Below are 16472 nucleotides of genomic sequence, written 5' to 3' on the forward strand. Positions count from 1 at the left end.
CTAGTTAAAGTATCGGTTACAGATCCTGGTTACCTTTAAGGGCCACCAAAGATCTCTAAGAGGCACTGTAAGAGCGAATATGTGCCTTTGTCAAGCATTGGATATCTTTAGGAGACATTTTATATGGGTAAGGGCTCTATTACATGCCGCCTCAATATTCTGCTGGCTGAAAAACGCATGACAGTTGCTGAGTTGCATAAAATCACAGGTGTATCTCGGACGTTGCTATATTTGATGTACCGAGATGACTTACAGCGGATCGATATTGGGTCATTGGCAGAGCTGTGCCATTTTTTCGATTGCAAGATTGAAGATATTTTTATTTACAATAAATAATTTATAATCAGTTACTTAGCTTAATTTTGGGCAACGATACAATAAGTTTTTAGAGTAGGGGTCATAAATCGAATGACCCCCTACTTTTTAGAATTTTCTTTGGGCAATATTTGGGCAACGCATGGGCAACGGACAAAGTTGCCATTGCCCATAAAAAGAAAAACCAAGCCCCAAAAACAACGAAACCCGCATCGCGCAAGGCTTTGCAGGTTTTAATGTTTGGTGGGCGATACTGGGATCGAACCAGTGACCCCTACCGTGTGAAGGTAGTGCTCTCCCCCTGAGCTAATCGCCCGCCGCGTACGGCGTGCGCGCATTCTAGTACAAAATAGTCTAGATGCAAGACGCCGAACGAGGGTTATTGCTATTTAATTAGCAAATCTTCTAGGCGCTTACCTTCAGCTAACAGTGCAGCAATCCATAGCGGCTGACGACCACGGCCTGTCCATGTTTGCGAAGCATCATTGGGGTTGCGGTATTTAGGAGCAACCGGCGTCTTCACTTTGCTTGGCTTAGCGGCGCCAGCTTCTGGGAAGAGCTCATTCAAGGAAACACCAGCATCGCGTGCTAGCTTTTCCATATCTGCCATTAATGACTTACGAGCCAAAGCCTTTTTGCGCGTAATTTCCTTTTGCGCTTGAGCAATTAAATCATCCAGTTGATTTACTGTTAAATGGGAGACATCAATCATTTGTTAAACCTAAGGTTAGTTGAGACACGTGCTTTATAGTTTCATTTTAAATAAAATTCAAGCTTTATCTACATAATGTTAGTTAACTATGGATTTGGTAGAGCTATGAGTCATTATATGCGGGGGCACTCTAGTGCTAGATAACTATTGCTTGGCGATGAAGTTTTTTAAAGCAGTATTTTGACTGAGTATGAGGATTTTTAGGTGTATTTATGGGTGTACTGAAATTGAGATTAGTGTGTGACGAGCAGTCTTAAATACCTCGGGGGCTATAGCCCAGCGCTGCGCCAGCAGGTGCAGCAGCTTATCGATGATGGTCAGCTCGGCGCGTGGCTGGCGAAGCGCTATCCGGATGCGCCGGCGCATGCCATCCAAAACGATGGAGCATTGTATGACTACACGCAGCGGCTAAAGCAGCAGCATATGCGCAGCAGTGTGGCGGTGACTAAGGTGTTTTACGATGCGCGGCTGCATGTCATCGATAACGCGTTGGGGCAGCATCGCTTCGTGAGTCGGGTGCAGGGCAGCAAGCTCAAACGCAAGAATGAGATCAAGGTGTCGGCGTTGCTGAAAACGCTGCCGGAGCCGTTGCTGCGCATGGTGGTGGTGCATGAGCTCGCGCATTTACGCGAGAAGGAGCACAACAAGGCGTTTTATCAGCTCTGCCAGCATATGGAGCCGGACTATCATCAGCTAGAGTTAGATTTGAGGTTGTTTTTGACGCTGAAGGGTTAGATGCGCTTGGCTTCTAAAGCGCTTGCCTCCGAAGCAACAGAGGCAAGCGTTTCTCTAACTTTAGGCTTTTACTGATTCGCCCAAAAACGCCATCAGCTCATCCAAAGCAATATCGCGAGACTCAGTGTCTCGGCGGCCTTTGTATTCAATCGTGCCCGCATCCAAACCTTTCTCGCCCATCACCAATCGGTGTGGGATGCCGATCAGCTCCATGTCGGAAAACTTCACGCCAGGGCGCTCATTGCGATCATCCAGCAAGACATCGTAACCAGCGGCCTTTAGCTGCTCGTAAAGTGCAGTAGCTTCTGTCTGGATGCGCTGCGATTTCTGCCAGTTCATCGGTACCAAAGCGATCTGATACGGCGCAATAGCATCTGGCCAAATGATGCCTTTGTCGTCGTAGTTCTGCTCAATGGCCGAGGCCACGGCGCGGGTGACGCCAATGCCGTAGCAGCCCATGGTCATCACTTGTGGCTTGCCGCCTTCGCCGAGCACGCTTGCGCCCAATGCCGCTGAGTACTTCTGACCGAGCTGGAAAATATGCCCAACTTCGATGCCGCGTTTGATCGCCAGCGTGCCCTTGCCACAGGGCGATGGGTCGCCAGCCACCACATTGCGAATATCAGCCACGATGGGCTCTGGCAGATCACGGCCAAAATTCACGCCGCTCAAATGCTCGCCCACGCGGTTAGCGCCGCAGATAAAATCGCTCATTGCCGCCGCCGTGCGGTCAGCAATCACCGTCACATCTGCGCTTACACCAACAGGTCCGATGAATCCGGGCACGCAGCTGAGCGCCGCTTGAATCTCTTCGCTAGTGGCCAAGCGCATATCTTTTAAGCCATCGAGCTTGCTGGCTTTGATCTCGTTTAATTCATGATCAGCGCGCAGCAAAAGTAAGAAAAAGCGTTGGCCGGGCAGAGCTTTCGGGTTGGCTTTCAGCGTGTCGGCATCAACCGGCACGGGTGCAACAACTGCCACCGATTTAACGACTTGAGTGAGAGTTACGCCTAGCAGCTCAGCCACTTCTTCGCATAGCGTTTGTGTTGGCGTTGCGACCGACTGCCTTGCCTGAGAAGCCGCTGCACGCGCTTGCGATGGCGCCAGCGCTTCGGCCATTTCCACGTTGGCGGCGTAATCGGAAGTGTCGGAAAAAGCGATGTCATCTTCGCCGCTGTCGGCGAGCACATGGAATTCATGCGAGCCGGTGCCGCCAATAGAGCCAGTGTCGGCCTGCACAGGGCGGAAATTTAAGCCCAATCGCGTGAAGATGCGGCAATAAGTATCAAACATGACCTGATAGGTTTGCTCTAACGAGGCATGGTCGATATGGAAGGAGTAGGCGTCTTTCATGATGAATTCGCGTGAGCGCATAACGCCAAAGCGTGGGCGAATCTCATCGCGAAATTTGGTTTGCACTTGGTAGAAATTCACCGGCAATTGTTTGTAGCTTTGCAGCTCATTGCGCGCGAGATCGGTGATTACTTCCTCGTGCGTAGGGCCGAGCACGAAAGGGCGGCCGTGGCGATCGCTAAAGCGTAAAAGCTCAGGGCCATATTGTACGGCGCGGCCAGTTTCTTCCCATAGTTCAATGGGTTGTGTCACTGGCATAAGTACTTCCAGCGCACCGGCACGGTCCATTTCTTCGCGGATGATGCGCTCAACTTTTTTCAGCACGCGGTTGCCCAGCGGCAGCCAGTTGTACAAGCCGCTGGCGAGCTTGCGAATCATGCCGGCGCGGAGCATGAGCTGATGCGAGATCACCTCGGCATCGGCAGGGGTTTCGCGGAGGGTGGCAAGCAAGGTTTGACTGGCGCGCATGGCTGAGTTCTCAATAAGCAGATGTATATAGCCGCGTAGTTTACGAATTGCGGGCGCAACTATCTACGAGAATGAGCCCAGCTTATGGCAAACTGCGGGAGGTTTTTTTGAGATGCATGCTATGAAGATGACTGCGGCCGAGGTCGATCAGTTTATTTGCGCCGGTTTGCCGGCCTACGCCGAGTCGGGTTGCCTAGTGGAAACGGTCACTGCCGAGAGCACCACAGTGCGCCTCGCTTACCGCGATGATCAGCTGCGCCCCGGTGGTAGTTTGTCTGGCCCGACCATGATGGCTCTGGCCGATACCGCCATGTATGCGATTATTTTGGCCACGCTGGGCCCAATAGGCTTGGCGGTGACGCAAAATCTCAATATCAATTTCCTGCAAAAACCACAGCCTGCCGACTTACTCGCCGAAGCGCGGCTTTTACGCTTAGGCCGTCGCTCGGCGGTCATTGATGTACACATTCGCTCCAGCCTAGATAACAGCCTGGTGGCTCAGGCCACCGGCACCTACGCCATCCCTTTTTCGCGCACAGCAGAGGCCAGTATTACCGATGCCTCCAGCGCCGCAGCAACAGGAGAAGGCATATGATGAAGCCATTATTACTAAGTCAGCTCTACAGCCCCACGCGGCTGAAAAATCTGCCATTTCGCAATACAAAACGCCTAAAGCCGATGACCGATTTCCTCGGTCAAGAACGTGCGCGCGAATCGGTCGAGATGGCCGTGGCCATGCCACACGACGGCTATAACTTATTTGCTATCGGCAGCAATGGCCTTGGCAAACGCACTATGATTCGCCGCTATTTAGATGGTCTGGCGAAGTCGATGCCAGCGCCTAGCGACTGGATTTACGTCAATAACTTCCTCGATCCACGCTACCCCGAGGCCATTGAGCTGCCAGCGGGCATGGGCAAAAGCTTTCGCGCCGATATGCATAAGCTTTGGCGCCAGCTCGCCGATCGGATCCTTAATGCCTTCGAAGGCGATCGTTATCAGGAGCGCCGCGATAGCCTGAAACTGCAGATCACCCGCGCTCAGCAAGATGCACTCGCGCAGCTCACGCGCATCGGCGAGAAGCAGGGCGTTAAGCTGATTTTGCGCACGCCCGGCGGCTATGGTTTTTCGCCGATGGATGCCGCTGGCGAGGCGATGACTGAAGATGCGCATAGCAAGTTATCTAGCGAGCAGCGTGCGCGAATTAAAGTGTCTATCACCGAGATGGAAAAACGCTTAGGTAAAGTTGCACGCAAGCTGGATCAGGCCGAAGAGCGTCATCGCGAGCAAATCGACAAGCTCAACGATGAAGTCGCGCGTGCGGTGCTGGAGCCTTTACTGGCGAAATTGCAGCAGCGCTACGCTGAGCATCCGCGCCTGTTGGATTATTTGAAAACCTATAAGGCCGACCTGCTCAGCCATCTTGAGCTGGTGTTAAACGCCGAAGAAAACCAAGACGCGACGGTGTCGGTGGGGCAGGCTGGTGAGCAGCTGCCGCCGGTGCGCTACCAAGTCAATGCCGTGGTTAGTAACGACCCAAAAGCCGGTGCGCCGGTGATTTACGAAGACTTGCCAACGCACTACAACTTGCTCGGTCATGTTGAGCAAGTCACTTATATGGGCACGGTCGCCACCGATTTCACGCTGATTCGCCCGGGCGCATTGCACATGGCCAATGGCGGCTTTCTATTAATAGAAGCCGAGCAAGTGCTGGAACATCCATACGCTTGGCAGAGCTTGAAACGCTCATTGCGTGCGAAAAATCTTAAGCTGTCGTCGCTAGAGCAGATGCTCACGCTCACCGGTACGGTATCGCTGGAGCCGGATCCAATTTCACTGAATTTAAAGCTGGTGCTTTTGGGCGATCGTGAGACATTTTATCTGCTGCAAGAGTTCGATCCTGAGCTAGAAACTGTGTTCAAAATGCGCGCCGACTTTGAGTCGGAAATGCCGCGTACACCGGAAAGTGAACTGGCTTACGCACATTTCCTTGCCGATATCGCTAATCGAGAAAGTCTGCTGCCGCTAGATCGTTCTGGCGTGGCGCGTTTGATCGAGGAGAGCGCTCGTACTGCTGATGATCAAAACCTGCTTTCGCTGCATGCACGCGGCGTAGCTGATTTATTGCGCGAGTCAAACTATTGGGCGATGCAGGCTAAGGCCGAGATCATCGCCAGCGAGCACATCACTCATGCTCTGCAAGGCCGCGAGCGCCGCCACGATCGTATTCGCCGCCTGTATTTAGAAGAAATTGAGATGGGCAGCCAGCTCTTTAGCTGCTCCGGATCGGTCATTGGTCAGGTCAACGGCCTCACGGTGGTCAGCTATGGCGATGCTAGCTTTGGCCTGCCATCGCGCATCTCGGTTACCGCGCATTATGGCAATGGCGAGATCACCGACATTGAGCGTGATGTTGAGCTGGGTGGTGCCATTCACTCCAAAGGCGTGATGATTCTCACCAGCTATTTAAAGGCACGATTCGGTGCTGAGCATCCGCTACGTTTTGCCGCCAATATTGCCTTCGAGCAATCGTATTCTGGTGTCGATGGTGATAGTGCCTCGCTGGGCGAGCTCTGCGGCTTGCTCTCGGCCGTCGCCCGCTTGCCAGTGAAACAGTCGTTTGGCATCACCGGCTCGGTGAACCAATTTGGCGATGTGCAGCCGATTGGCGGCGTGAATGAGAAAATCGAAGGCTATTTTGCTGCATGTCAGATTAAGGGCTTAACCGGCGAGCAAGCGGTTATCATCCCTGTGCAAAATGTGCGGCACTTGATGTTGCGCGATGATGTTCGCGCTGCCGTGGCCGCTGGACAATTTCGCATCTATGCCGTTAGTCGCGTAGAAGAAGCCATTGAACTGCTGCTAGGGTTACCTGCTGGTGTTGTCGATGCTGAAGGTGAATATCCTGATGGTAGTGTCTTTGCCGCCGTTAGTGAGCGCTTCGCAGTCTGGCACGATGCTGAAAAAGACGATGACAAAGATGACGATAAAGTAGAAGAGAAAGACGAGGCGGCGGCAGCGGTTAAGCCGACCAAATCGGTAGTAAACTGACCCTCGGGTCACAAATAGACGGGCATTGGCGGGGCTAGAACCTGCCAAAACCTTTCAAGATAAGTAAACTCGAGTCACGCGCTGTAATAGCCGCTTGTTGCGACTGTGGCGTGTGTCATCCCCTGATTTGGAGATCACTGCATGATTTATTCGGGATCGGCCATCCGCGTGGAAGCGCTGGACAATGGCCTCGCTGAGCTCACCTTCGATCTCGCCAACGAGTCGGTGAACAAATTTAACGCTTTAACGGTCAATGAGTTAGCCGCTGCCACCGACGCCATTAAGGCCGATAGCAGCATCAAAGGCGTCTTGGTCAGTTCCGCTAAAGGCGTGTTCATTGTTGGCGCAGACATCACAGAATTCGGTTCGCTATTTGCTAATGGCGAAGCCGGCGTTATCGAATGGACCGCTAAAGCGGCATCTGTTTTCAGCGCATTTGAAGATATTAATGTGCCCACCGTGGTTGCCATCAACGGCATCGCTCTCGGTGGCGGTTTCGAAATGTGCCTGTCATGCGACTACCGCGTGATGTCATCAAGCGCCAAAGTTGGTCTGCCAGAAGTGAAATTGGGCTTATTCCCAGGCTTCGGCGGCACCGTGCGTTTGAGCCGTGTCATTGGTATCGATAACGCCGTTGAGTGGATTGCCGGTGGCAGCGAAAAACGCCCCGACGCCGCCCTGAAAGATGGCGCAGTTGATGCTGTTGTTGCACCTGAAATGCTGCGCGATGCCGCTATTGACCTATTGGGCTTGGCCATTGCCGGCAAGCTCGACTGGAAAGCCAAAAAAGCCGAGAAGCTCGCCCCCGTCAAGCTCAATATGATGGAGCAGATGATGGCGTTCAACACGTCGATGGCCGTTGTCGCTGGTAAAGCCGGTAGCAACTACCCAGCGCCAGTGTTGGCAGTGAAAACCATGCAGAAGCACGCCAGCATGACTCGCGATGACGCGATGAAAGCGGAAGCCGCTGGTTTTGCTAAAGCAGCAGTTACGCCACAAGCGAATGCATTAATTGGTCTGTTCATGGCTGATCAAGCTGTGAAGAAAATTACCAAAAAGCATTCAGCGAAATCAGGGAAAGTCATTAAGCAAGCGGCCGTATTGGGCGCGGGCATCATGGGTGGCGGCATCGCCTACCAATCGGCGAGCAAAGGCACGCCGATCATCATGAAAGATATTCGTAGTGAGGCACTAGATCTTGGCATGGGCGAGGCAACTAAATTGCTTTCCAACCAAGTTGCCAAAGGCCGCTTAACCGTACCGAAAATGGGCCAAGTACTGTCGAGCATTCGCCCAACACTGAACTACGGTGATTTCGGCAGCGTTGATATTGTTATTGAAGCCGTGGTGGAAAACGCCAAGGTGAAGGCCGCTGTCTTGTCTGAGGTCGAAGGTTTAGTGACTGATGACACCATCTTGGCATCGAACACATCGACAATTTCGATCACGCATTTGGCGAAATCGCTGAAGCGTCCAGAAAACTTTGTCGGCATGCACTTCTTCAACCCAGTGCACATGATGCCTTTGGTAGAAGTGATCCGTGGCGAAAAAACCTCGGATGAAGCGGTTGCCGCCACTGTGAAATTGGCGCAGCAAATGGGCAAAACACCTATCGTGGTCAATGACTGCCCAGGTTTCTTGGTCAACCGCGTGCTGTTCCCATACTTCGGTGGTTTCGACATGTTGGTGCGTGATGGCGCTGATTTCCAAGCCATCGATAAAGTCATGGAAAAATTTGGCTGGCCTATGGGCCCTGCTTATTTGCTCGACGTGGTCGGTATCGACACTGGCGTGCACGCAGCAGCCGTGATGGCCGAAGGTTTCCCTGATCGCATGAAGCCAGACTACAAGTCGGCTACTGAAATCATGTTCGACAATAGCCGTTATGGCCAGAAAAATGGCAAAGGCTTCTATGTCTACGAACAAGACAAGAAGGGCAAAACGAAGAAAGTTGTCGACCCAACTACTTATGAGCTGATCGCGCCTGTTGTTGGCGAGCGCAAAGAGTTTGAAGCAGACGAAATCATCGCGCGCTTAATGCTGCCACTGGTTAACGAAATCGCTCGTTGCTTGGAAGAGAAGATCGTTGATACCGCAGCTGAAGCCGATATGGCGTTGATCATGGGCATTGGTTTCCCACCGTTCCGTGGCGGCGCTTGCCGTTATGTCGACCAGATGGGCATCGCTAACTACTTGGCGCTGTGCGAGAAGTTCGCGCATTTAGGCAAAGCCTATGAAGCCCCAGCCTTGATTAAAACCATGGCCGCCAATAACCAGAAATTTTTCGGCTGATCTAGGAGCCTGACATGACTACTTTGAACCCGCGTGATGTGGTGATTGTCGATGGCGTGCGTAGCGCCATGGGCCGCACCAAAAATGGCATGTTCCGTAATGTTCGTGCCGATACTATTTCGGCCGAGCTGGTGAAGGCGCTATTTGCCCGTAACCCAAATGCCAACCCCGAAGAAGTGGAAGATGTGATTTGGGGCTGTGTTAACCAAACGCTAGAGCAGGGCATGAACGTGGCGCGTAATATCGCCATGCTCGCCGAGCTGCCACGTTCAGTTCCTGGCCAAACCGTGAACCGTCTTTGCGGCTCATCGATGCAAGCACTGCACACCGCAGCGGCACAAATCATGACTGGCCAAGGCGATGTATTTGTCATCGGCGGTGTTGAGCACATGGGCCACGTTGGCATGATGCATGGCATCGACCTGAACCCAGCGGCGTCTAAGCATTACGCAAAAGCCTCGAACATGATGGGCTTGACTGCTGAAATGCTCGGCACTATGAATGGCATTACCCGTGAGATGCAGGACCAATTTGGTCTTATGTCACACCAAAAAGCCTGGGCTGCCACCCTCGACGGTCGTTTCAAAAATGAAATCGTTGGCATTGAAGGCCACGACGCTAATGGCTTCAAGCAGTTCTGCGAAATCGACGAAGTGATTCGTCAAAATGCTTCGTTAGAGCAGTTCGCAGCTTTGCGCCCAGCCTTTAACCCGAAAGGCGGTACAGTCACAGCCGGTACCTCATCGGCTTTGTCCGATGGCGCATCTGCCATGCTGATCATGAGTGCTGAACGCGCTAAAGCTCTTGGCTTAACACCACGTGCGAAAATTCGTTCGATGGCCGTTGCTGGTTGCGATGCTGCGATCATGGGCTGGGGCCCAGTGCCTGCTACTGAAAAAGCCTTGAAGCGCGCTGGCCTGAGCATCAATGACATCCAAACCATTGAACTTAACGAAGCCTTTGCTGCACAAGGTTTGTCGGTACTGAAAGGTCTGAACATTCTTGAGCAGGCCGAAGCTAAGGTTAACCACAACGGTGGTGCGATTGCTTTGGGTCACCCACTGGGTTGCTCGGGTTCGCGTATTACCACGACCTTGCTCAACGTGATGGAACAGAAAGACACGCAAATCGGTCTGGCGACCATGTGCATTGGCTTGGGCCAAGGCATTGCCACGATCATCGAGCGCGTTTAAGCGATCTTGATAGCTTAAGTAGTATCTGCAAAAAGCCGCGACTATCGCGGCTTTTTGCTAACTGAAGAGGGAGATACAGATGAAAATCTTGCATACCATGTTGCGCGTTGGCAATTTAGATAAGTCCATCGCTTTTTACACCGAGGTGTTGGGCATGCAGCTGATTCGCCGCCAAGACTACGAGGGCGGCCGCTTTACGCTGGCATTTCTAGGTTTTGGTGATGGCGGCGCAGAGCTAGAGCTTACGCATAACTGGGATACCAGCAGCTACGAGCTAGGCACGGGTTATGGTCATGTTGCGCTGGCAGTGCCCGATGCCTACGCCGCCTGTGATGCAGTGATCGCAAAGGGTGGCAAGGTGTCGCGTCCAGCTGGCCCGATGATGCATGGCACCACCGTGATTGCTTTTGTCGAAGACCCCGATGGCTACAAAATCGAGCTGATTCAGGACAAGCACTAAGCCTCGAAGCGGTTAGTAGGCAGGCTAGGCTTTGCATTCACAGAGCGTAGCCTGCCCGAGCTGCCAGCTTATTAAGTCAAAAAGCTATCGCGAATAAGCCCAACAAACACACCTTCGATGATGACTTTATCGGGAGTGATGATTTGTGGCTGAAACGTAGTGTTAGCTGGTACCAGCTTGATCATCTTCTTCTCGAAATCGAGATACTTCACCGTGACTTCATTATCGATACGGGCAATGACAATCTGGCCTGCACGCGCGATATGAGTTTTGTAGACGGCAATTAAGTCGCCATCGAGAATGCCGGCATCTTTCATCGACTCGCCGCGCACGCGCAGCAAATAGGTCGGTCGCTTACTAAACAAGCCGCGTGGCACTGGCAAGCTATGGTCATGATTTTCCACTGCCTCTAAGGGCAAGCCGGCAGCCACCGAGCCGATGACTGGTATCAGATCGGCATCTTCATCGGGATCAATAAGCAATTGAATACCGCGCGACAGTTCTGGATGCAGGCGAATATAGCCTTTGTTTTCAAGCGCACGAAGGTGATCGGCTGCTGCTGTTTTCGAGCGAAAGCCAAATTTGATCGCCACTTCAGCGCGCGTTGGCGCCATGCCATTGCGCTCTAGGCAGTCGCGGACGAAATCTAAAACTTCAGCTTGGCGTGTGGTTAGTGCGATCATGGCGGCGTTCTCAATTAGCAGTTGACAAACCTTACACCGAGCCTGTCATTATGTACAGTAGTTGTGTGACAAGTGGCGAATCAGGCTAGACTGCCGCCTTTCCAGTAATTCAAAAGTGAATTCATTCATGATGACCTTCATCATTATCCTGTTCTTAGTCATTGCCTTTATTGTCGGCAATATCATGTGGTTGAAACCTAGTCCGCGTGATCGCGCACTCATGGCGCAGCGCAAGCAAGCGAAAGATGCTGGTTTCAGCGTGCACCTACGGCCAGCGCCAGAATGGCTAGAGCTGCCTGAAGGTCGTCGCATGATTGCGCACTATCAATGGCCACACGCATTACCGAAAGCGCTCATTGGCAAATGGCGCTGGCACGCAGGTTTAGGCAATTGGCAGCCAGTAGATAACGCCGAAGCTTGGCTCAATGCCATGCCTTGGCCAACACCGGCGCCAGAGACTTGGTTGGGTATTGAAGTTTTGACCAATGCCACCATTGTCTATTGGCGTGAAGATGCAAAAAGCACCTCGGTTGACACTATGCGGTCAGTATTAGCCGCTGCCAGCGCTTGACCCATTCGCGCAAGGCCTTGAAGATAGGCGGCTTATTGGGTTGGTAGCGCGCGACCCCATCACTTTTTGAGGAAACCTCCCACTATGGGCAGATCGCTGGTCATCGTTGAGTCCCCTGCAAAAGCTAAGACTATCAACAAGTACCTAGGCAAAGACTTTATCGTGAAGTCGAGTGTAGGCCATGTGCGCGACTTGCCAGTTAGTGGTGGTGGCAGTACGCCGGCTGAGCGTGCGAAAGCCGCAGCCGAGACGCGCAAACTCACGCCTGAGCAAAAAGCCGCCCAGAAAGGTGCTAAGCAGCAAGCTGCGTTAGTGGGTCGAATGGGCGTTGACCCGGAAAAGCAGTGGATCGCTAAGTACGAGATTTTGCCCGGCAAAGAAAAGGTGGTCAGCGAGCTGCAAGCTCTAGCGAAAGATGCCGACATCATCTATCTCGCAACCGATTTGGATCGCGAAGGGGAGGCCATTGCTTGGCACCTGCGCGAAGTCATTGGTGGTGATGACAGCCGCTATAAGCGCGTGGTGTTTAATGAAATTACTAAGACCGCGATTACCGAGGCTTTTAAAGCGCCCGGTGAGCTCAATATTGCCCGTGTAAATGCACAGCAGGCGCGACGTTTTCTCGATCGCGTTGTTGGCTTTATGGTGTCGCCGCTGCTCTGGGAAAAAATCGCTCGCGGCTTATCCGCTGGCCGTGTGCAATCGGTTGCGCTGCGTTTGGTGGTTGAGCGTGAGCGTGAAATCCGTGCCTTTGTGCCTGAAGAGTTTTGGGAGATTCACGCTGACACCTTAACGCCAAGCGATGTGGCGCTGCGTTTAGAGGTTACTCGCCAAGCTGGTGAAGCCTTCAAGCCAGTCAACAAAGCTCAGGCTGATGCCGCTTTAGCGGTACTGCAAAAGGCCGCTTATAAAGTGGCGAAGCGCGATGATAAACCCACGCGCACCAAGCCATCGGCACCGTTCATTACCTCCACCTTGCAGCAGGCCGCGAGCACGCGCCTAGGTTTCTCGGTGAAGAAAACCATGACCTTGGCGCAGCGTTTATACGAAGCCGGTCATATCACCTATATGCGTACCGACTCTACCAACTTGAGCCAAGATGCCGTCGCCAGCGCGCGTGCGTTTATCGTGTCGAATTATGGTGAGCGCTATGTGCCAGAAAATCCAATTCGCTACAGCAGCAAAGATGGCGCGCAAGAGGCTCACGAAGCCATTCGGCCATCGGACGCAAACGCTAAACCCGGCACACTCGCAGGCTTAGAGAAAGATGCTGAGCGCCTTTACGACTTAATCTGGCGGCAATTCTTGGCCTGCCAAATGACCGAAGCCGAGTACACCAGCACCAGCTTGGCCGTGGCCGCCGCCGACTTCGAGTTGCGCACACGTGGTCGTATCTTGCGCTTTGATGGCTTTACACGCGTGATGAGTGCCTTGAGTAAGGACAAAGAAGACGTGGTCTTGCCTGATGTTGCCGTTGGCGAAACCTTGAGCCTGAGCGCGCTTGATCCCACACAACACTTCACCAAGCCCGTGGCGCGCTTCACTGAAGCCAGCTTGGTGCGAGAGCTAGAGAAGCGCGGCATCGGCCGACCATCGACTTATGCGGCGATCATCTCGACCATTCAAGATCGCGGCTATGTGCGCTTGGAAAGCCGTCGTTTGTACGCGGAAAAAATGGGCGACATCGTTACCGACCGTCTGACTGAGAACTTCAGCGCACTGATGGATTACGCCTTCACCGCCGACCTTGAGGCGCAGCTCGACCAAGTCGCCGAGGGCAGCGAAGACTGGAAGCGCGTGCTCGATCGTTTCTACGCCGACTTCAAGGCCAAGCTCGCTGCTGCTCAAGCAGAAGATGGCATGCGCCCGAATCAGCCGGTAGCGACCGATATTCCCTGCACTGACTGTGCGCGGCCTATGCAAATTCGCACGGCCTCGACCGGTGTATTTTTGGGCTGCTCGGGCTATGCCTTGCCGCCTAAAGAGCGCTGCAAACACACGGTTAACCTGACGCGCGGCGATGAAGCTGTAGATCTCGATACCGCAGAAGATGCCGAAACTCAGCAGCTACGTGCAAAGCATCGCTGTCCGATTTGTAGCACGGCGATGGAAAGCTACCTCATCGATGCCACTCGCAAGCTCCATGTCTGCGGTAACAATCCCGATTGCGCCGGTTTTGAAGTTGAGCAAGGCCAGTTCCGCATCAAAGGCTATGACGGCCCGATCATCCAGTGCGATAAATGCACCAGCGATATGCAGCTCAAGACCGGTCGTTTTGGTAAATACTTTGCCTGTACCGATAGCGCCTGTGGCAACACACGCAAACTTTTGCGCAATGGCGAAGCTGCGCCACCCAAGGCCGACCCAATCAGCATGCCGATGCTCGCCTGTAGCAAAGTCGATGATCACTTCTTATTGCGCGATGGTGCCAGCGGCTTATTTCTAGCGGCCAGCAAGTTTCCGAAAAACCGTGAGACTCGCGCGCCAACGGTAGCTGAGATTCAACTGGTGGCTGAAAAGCTCGACCCGAAACATGTCTATTTGCTCGATGCTCCGGCAGAAGATGGCGAAGGTCGTCCGGCGATTTTGCGCTATAGCCGCAAAACCAAAGAGCAGTATGTGATGACTGAGGAAGAGGGTAAGGCCACTGGTTGGCAGGCTTTCTTTGTCGATGGCGTATGGCGCGTAACTGAGCCGAAAAAAGCTGAGCCGAAAGCAGCGGCCGCTAAAAAGGCACCAGCCAAGAAAGCTACTGTTAAGAAAGCACCAGCGAAAAAGGCGGTAGTGAAAAAATCATGAGCAAGCACCGCAACCCTTACCCTTCGCGCACCAACCAAAAGTTGTACTTCGCGCGCTTGCAGCTAGACATGCTGGCCGAGGCCTTGGCCGACAGTGAAGCGTTCAATAGTGAGCCGCGTGCACTGAGTGCGCGTGAGGCGGCAATTTGGCATTTGCACACGGGTTTAGCCGCACTGTTTCAAGAGCTGTCGAAATTTTACAAAGTGCAGCCCGCAGCATGCTCAGCTCAGGCTCTACGTGAAGCAATGGCCGTTCGCGGCGCGCGTTCTCCTGAGGCCGAGATCATCCTTGGTCTGGGCGAAGACTCATCGAGCTGGGTCAGCCGCCTAAGCGCCTTAAGTGCGACCTGCTACGAACCTATCGAGCTGCCAGAAATGCAGTTCGACGACGAGTCACCCGCGCGCATCGCTATTCCATTGGTGATGACCGAGGAAGATCAGCCGCTATCGGCTAGTGATCTTGAAGGCCTGCACGAAATCCATCGCGAACTGACCAATATGATTCGCTTTTTCCGCGCGGAGCTGGTCGAGTTTTAATACATTAACCCTCCGCGAAAACCATTTGCGGCGGTGTGTTGAGGGCAACATGAGCGAATTTGCTTACTTAGAGTTATCGGAAAGTGAAGACGGCGAGATGCAATTGCGCCGCAGTGGCGACGGCGCCAAATCGGAGCCATTGGTGAGCGTAAAGTTCTCTAGCGAAGCGCGTCTATTGCTTGGTGACCGTGCGCAAGATATTGCTCGCGCAATGATCGGCGCTGGCGTACAGCTTGCTAGCCATCAAATGGCCAATCCTGATGGCAGCGATGACGACCACACCACGCTGCACTAAGCCGTTATTTATGCCCACAGTCACGCCAGCGGGCAATTGGCTGCTAGTAGGCATTGCCACACAGCAGCTCTGGCAGCTGCGTGGCGACCAAGTTCAATCACATTACGACATTTCCACCGCTAGCAATGGCGTAGGCGAGCTTAACGGCAGCGAATGTACGCCGCGCGGCTGGCATCGTATCCGCGCGCGCATTGGCGATGGCCTACCTCAGGCCGCCGTACTGCGCGGCCGCCGCTTCACGGGCGAGACCTGGACGCCCGAGCTACACGCACAGCATCCCAACCGTGATTGGATTCTAAGCCGCATTCTTTGGCTTTGCGGCAACGAGCCTGGGTTCAATCGCGGTGGCAATGTCGACAGCCAGCGCCGTTATATCTATTTTCATGGCACACCTGACTCCGAGCCCATGGGCGAGCCACGCTCGCATGGCTGCATTCGCCTGCGCAACGCCGACATGATGGCGCTATTTGAACGCACGCGAGCAGGCACACCGGTCTTCATCAGCGAGACAGCCTAATGATAGGCAATGTGTATCCGGTGGAAGATACCGGCTGGAGCGTGCTAGAGGTCGGTGAGCTCGATCGCGCAAGCTTTTCTCTGCAGGTGCAGGGCTATCAGATTAGTAATCGTGCTGGCGATTCGGTTGGCAATCTGTTTTCAACGCTAAATGCGGCTGTGGAGGCGGCAAAAGGGCTGGCATGTTCAGAAAACGGCCAATCAAGCGCCTAAGGCGCATTTTCCTTTTGACAGGGCTAGGATTATCCCTATAATGCGGCCCACACGATGTGCAGCGGGTGTTTAGCTCAGCTGGGAGAGCAGCTCCCTTACAAGGAGCGGGTCGGCGGTTCGATCCCGTCAACACCCACCAATCGCATAGTGTAACCAACGCGCAGCGGTAGTTCAGTTGGTTAGAATACCGGCCTGTCACGCCGGGGGTCGCGGGTTCGAGTCCCGTCCGCTGCGCCATATGACACGAAAACGCCTCAGCTTATGCTGGGGCGTTTTTGTT

The 16472-nt window shown here is 53.4% G+C and carries 15 protein-coding genes, 3 tRNA genes and 1 pseudogene; 15 read left to right on the forward strand and 4 right to left on the reverse strand.

The genetic code is table 11. The features are described 5' to 3' along the window. The first annotated feature begins 123 nt into the window (after positions 1 to 123). Positions 124 to 336: a helix-turn-helix domain-containing protein gene (locus ACFQ0F_RS02030; protein WP_379068546.1), complete on the forward strand. Its 213-nt coding sequence runs from the start codon at positions 124 to 126 to the stop codon at positions 334 to 336. Between the two features lie 220 nt (positions 337 to 556). On the opposite strand, the gene ACFQ0F_RS02035 is transcribed toward ACFQ0F_RS02030, so the two are convergent. Continuing rightward, positions 557 to 631, reverse strand: a tRNA-Val gene (locus ACFQ0F_RS02035). A gap of 69 nt (positions 632 to 700) precedes the next feature. Beyond that, complete coding sequence (locus ACFQ0F_RS02040; protein ID WP_340675371.1) at positions 701 to 1027, reverse strand: H-NS histone family protein; 327 nt, start codon at positions 1025 to 1027, stop codon at positions 701 to 703. Positions 1028 to 1267: 240 nt separating this feature from the next. Here ACFQ0F_RS02040 and ACFQ0F_RS02045 point away from each other — a divergent pair, with 240 nt between their 5' ends. Next, positions 1268 to 1762: a M48 family metallopeptidase gene (locus ACFQ0F_RS02045; RefSeq protein ID WP_340675370.1), complete on the forward strand. Its 495-nt coding sequence runs from the start codon at positions 1268 to 1270 to the stop codon at positions 1760 to 1762. A gap of 60 nt (positions 1763 to 1822) precedes the next feature. On the opposite strand, the gene ACFQ0F_RS02050 is transcribed toward ACFQ0F_RS02045, so the two are convergent. Further along, positions 1823 to 3583: a proline--tRNA ligase gene (locus tag ACFQ0F_RS02050; protein ID WP_379068550.1), complete on the reverse strand. Its 1761-nt coding sequence runs from the start codon at positions 3581 to 3583 to the stop codon at positions 1823 to 1825. 121 nt (positions 3584 to 3704) lie between these two features. Here ACFQ0F_RS02050 and ACFQ0F_RS02055 point away from each other — a divergent pair, with 121 nt between their 5' ends. The 5 genes from ACFQ0F_RS02055 to gloA all read left to right on the forward strand — a co-directional run bounded on the left by ACFQ0F_RS02055 (position 3705) and on the right by gloA (position 10579). Then, positions 3705 to 4178 (forward strand): PaaI family thioesterase, encoded by a 474-nt coding sequence (locus ACFQ0F_RS02055; RefSeq protein WP_379068553.1) that lies wholly within the window; start codon positions 3705 to 3707, stop codon positions 4176 to 4178. Beyond that, positions 4175 to 6634, forward strand: coding sequence for an AAA family ATPase (locus ACFQ0F_RS02060; protein WP_379068556.1), 2460 nt, complete (start codon positions 4175 to 4177; stop codon positions 6632 to 6634). Before ACFQ0F_RS02055 ends, ACFQ0F_RS02060 begins: the two co-directional genes overlap by 4 nt. A gap of 141 nt (positions 6635 to 6775) precedes the next feature. Continuing rightward, positions 6776 to 8926, forward strand: coding sequence for a fatty acid oxidation complex subunit alpha FadB (gene fadB / locus ACFQ0F_RS02065; RefSeq protein WP_379068559.1), 2151 nt, complete (start codon positions 6776 to 6778; stop codon positions 8924 to 8926). A 14-nt stretch (positions 8927 to 8940) separates the two neighbouring features. Further along, positions 8941 to 10119: an acetyl-CoA C-acyltransferase FadA gene (gene fadA / locus ACFQ0F_RS02070; protein ID WP_379068562.1), complete on the forward strand. Its 1179-nt coding sequence runs from the start codon at positions 8941 to 8943 to the stop codon at positions 10117 to 10119. 79 nt (positions 10120 to 10198) lie between these two features. Continuing rightward, the gene (gloA, locus tag ACFQ0F_RS02075; protein WP_379068565.1) at positions 10199 to 10579 is read left to right on the forward strand and encodes a lactoylglutathione lyase; all 381 of its coding nucleotides are present in this window, start codon (positions 10199 to 10201) and stop codon (positions 10577 to 10579) included. A 71-nt stretch (positions 10580 to 10650) separates the two neighbouring features. Here gloA and lexA read toward each other — a convergent pair whose 3' ends face one another. After that, entirely contained in the window at positions 10651 to 11262 is a 612-nt protein-coding gene (lexA, locus tag ACFQ0F_RS02080) for a transcriptional repressor LexA (protein WP_340675363.1), read from the reverse strand. 127 nt (positions 11263 to 11389) lie between these two features. Here lexA and ACFQ0F_RS02085 point away from each other — a divergent pair, with 127 nt between their 5' ends. The 8 genes and pseudogenes from ACFQ0F_RS02085 (at position 11390) to ACFQ0F_RS02120 (ending at position 16429) form a co-directional block, all read left to right on the forward strand. After that, on the forward strand, positions 11390 to 11833 hold the full coding sequence (locus tag ACFQ0F_RS02085) for a hypothetical protein (RefSeq protein WP_379068569.1): 444 nt from the start codon (positions 11390 to 11392) through the stop codon (positions 11831 to 11833). 90 nt (positions 11834 to 11923) lie between these two features. After that, positions 11924 to 14515: pseudogene (gene topA / locus ACFQ0F_RS02090) on the forward strand (type I DNA topoisomerase); the annotation flags it as partial. Between the two features lie 113 nt (positions 14516 to 14628). Next, positions 14629 to 15168, forward strand: coding sequence for a DUF6586 family protein (locus ACFQ0F_RS02095; protein ID WP_340675360.1), 540 nt, complete (start codon positions 14629 to 14631; stop codon positions 15166 to 15168). 49 nt (positions 15169 to 15217) lie between these two features. Continuing rightward, positions 15218 to 15463 (forward strand): hypothetical protein, encoded by a 246-nt coding sequence (locus tag ACFQ0F_RS02100; RefSeq protein ID WP_379068573.1) that lies wholly within the window; start codon positions 15218 to 15220, stop codon positions 15461 to 15463. Between the two features lie 10 nt (positions 15464 to 15473). Continuing rightward, a complete protein-coding gene (locus tag ACFQ0F_RS02105; protein WP_379072070.1) occupies positions 15474 to 15980 on the forward strand; it encodes a L,D-transpeptidase family protein in 507 nt (168 codons plus the stop codon). After that, on the forward strand, positions 15980 to 16192 hold the full coding sequence (locus tag ACFQ0F_RS02110) for a hypothetical protein (RefSeq protein ID WP_340675357.1): 213 nt from the start codon (positions 15980 to 15982) through the stop codon (positions 16190 to 16192). Before ACFQ0F_RS02105 ends, ACFQ0F_RS02110 begins: the two co-directional genes overlap by 1 nt. Positions 16193 to 16255: 63 nt before the next feature. After that, positions 16256 to 16331: transfer RNA gene (locus ACFQ0F_RS02115), tRNA-Val, on the forward strand. Between the two features lie 21 nt (positions 16332 to 16352). Next, positions 16353 to 16429: transfer RNA gene (locus tag ACFQ0F_RS02120), tRNA-Asp, on the forward strand. Positions 16430 to 16472 lie beyond the last annotated feature (43 nt).

The organism is Paraperlucidibaca wandonensis (genome assembly GCF_042677145.1).
Classification (GTDB): Bacteria; Pseudomonadota; Gammaproteobacteria; order Pseudomonadales; family Moraxellaceae; genus Perlucidibaca; species Perlucidibaca wandonensis.

Coding starts and splice junctions, on each gene's coding strand:
- fadB (WP_379068559.1), top strand. CDS start 6,776: ATGATTTATTCGGGATCGGCCATCCGCGTGGAAGCGCTGGACAATGGC.
- ACFQ0F_RS02095 (WP_340675360.1), top strand. CDS start 14,629: ATGAGCAAGCACCGCAACCCTTACCCTTCGCGCACCAACCAAAAGTTG.
- ACFQ0F_RS02085 (WP_379068569.1), top strand. CDS start 11,390: ATGATGACCTTCATCATTATCCTGTTCTTAGTCATTGCCTTTATTGTC.
- ACFQ0F_RS02055 (WP_379068553.1), top strand. CDS start 3,705: ATGAAGATGACTGCGGCCGAGGTCGATCAGTTTATTTGCGCCGGTTTG.
- ACFQ0F_RS02110 (WP_340675357.1), top strand. CDS start 15,980: ATGATAGGCAATGTGTATCCGGTGGAAGATACCGGCTGGAGCGTGCTA.
- ACFQ0F_RS02100 (WP_379068573.1), top strand. CDS start 15,218: ATGAGCGAATTTGCTTACTTAGAGTTATCGGAAAGTGAAGACGGCGAG.
- lexA (WP_340675363.1), bottom strand. CDS start 11,262: ATGATCGCACTAACCACACGCCAAGCTGAAGTTTTAGATTTCGTCCGC.
- gloA (WP_379068565.1), top strand. CDS start 10,199: ATGAAAATCTTGCATACCATGTTGCGCGTTGGCAATTTAGATAAGTCC.
- ACFQ0F_RS02040 (WP_340675371.1), bottom strand. CDS start 1,027: ATGATTGATGTCTCCCATTTAACAGTAAATCAACTGGATGATTTAATT.
- ACFQ0F_RS02105 (WP_379072070.1), top strand. CDS start 15,474: ATGCCCACAGTCACGCCAGCGGGCAATTGGCTGCTAGTAGGCATTGCC.
- ACFQ0F_RS02050 (WP_379068550.1), bottom strand. CDS start 3,583: ATGCGCGCCAGTCAAACCTTGCTTGCCACCCTCCGCGAAACCCCTGCC.
- ACFQ0F_RS02060 (WP_379068556.1), top strand. CDS start 4,175: ATGATGAAGCCATTATTACTAAGTCAGCTCTACAGCCCCACGCGGCTG.
- fadA (WP_379068562.1), top strand. CDS start 8,941: ATGACTACTTTGAACCCGCGTGATGTGGTGATTGTCGATGGCGTGCGT.
- ACFQ0F_RS02030 (WP_379068546.1), top strand. CDS start 124: ATGGGTAAGGGCTCTATTACATGCCGCCTCAATATTCTGCTGGCTGAA.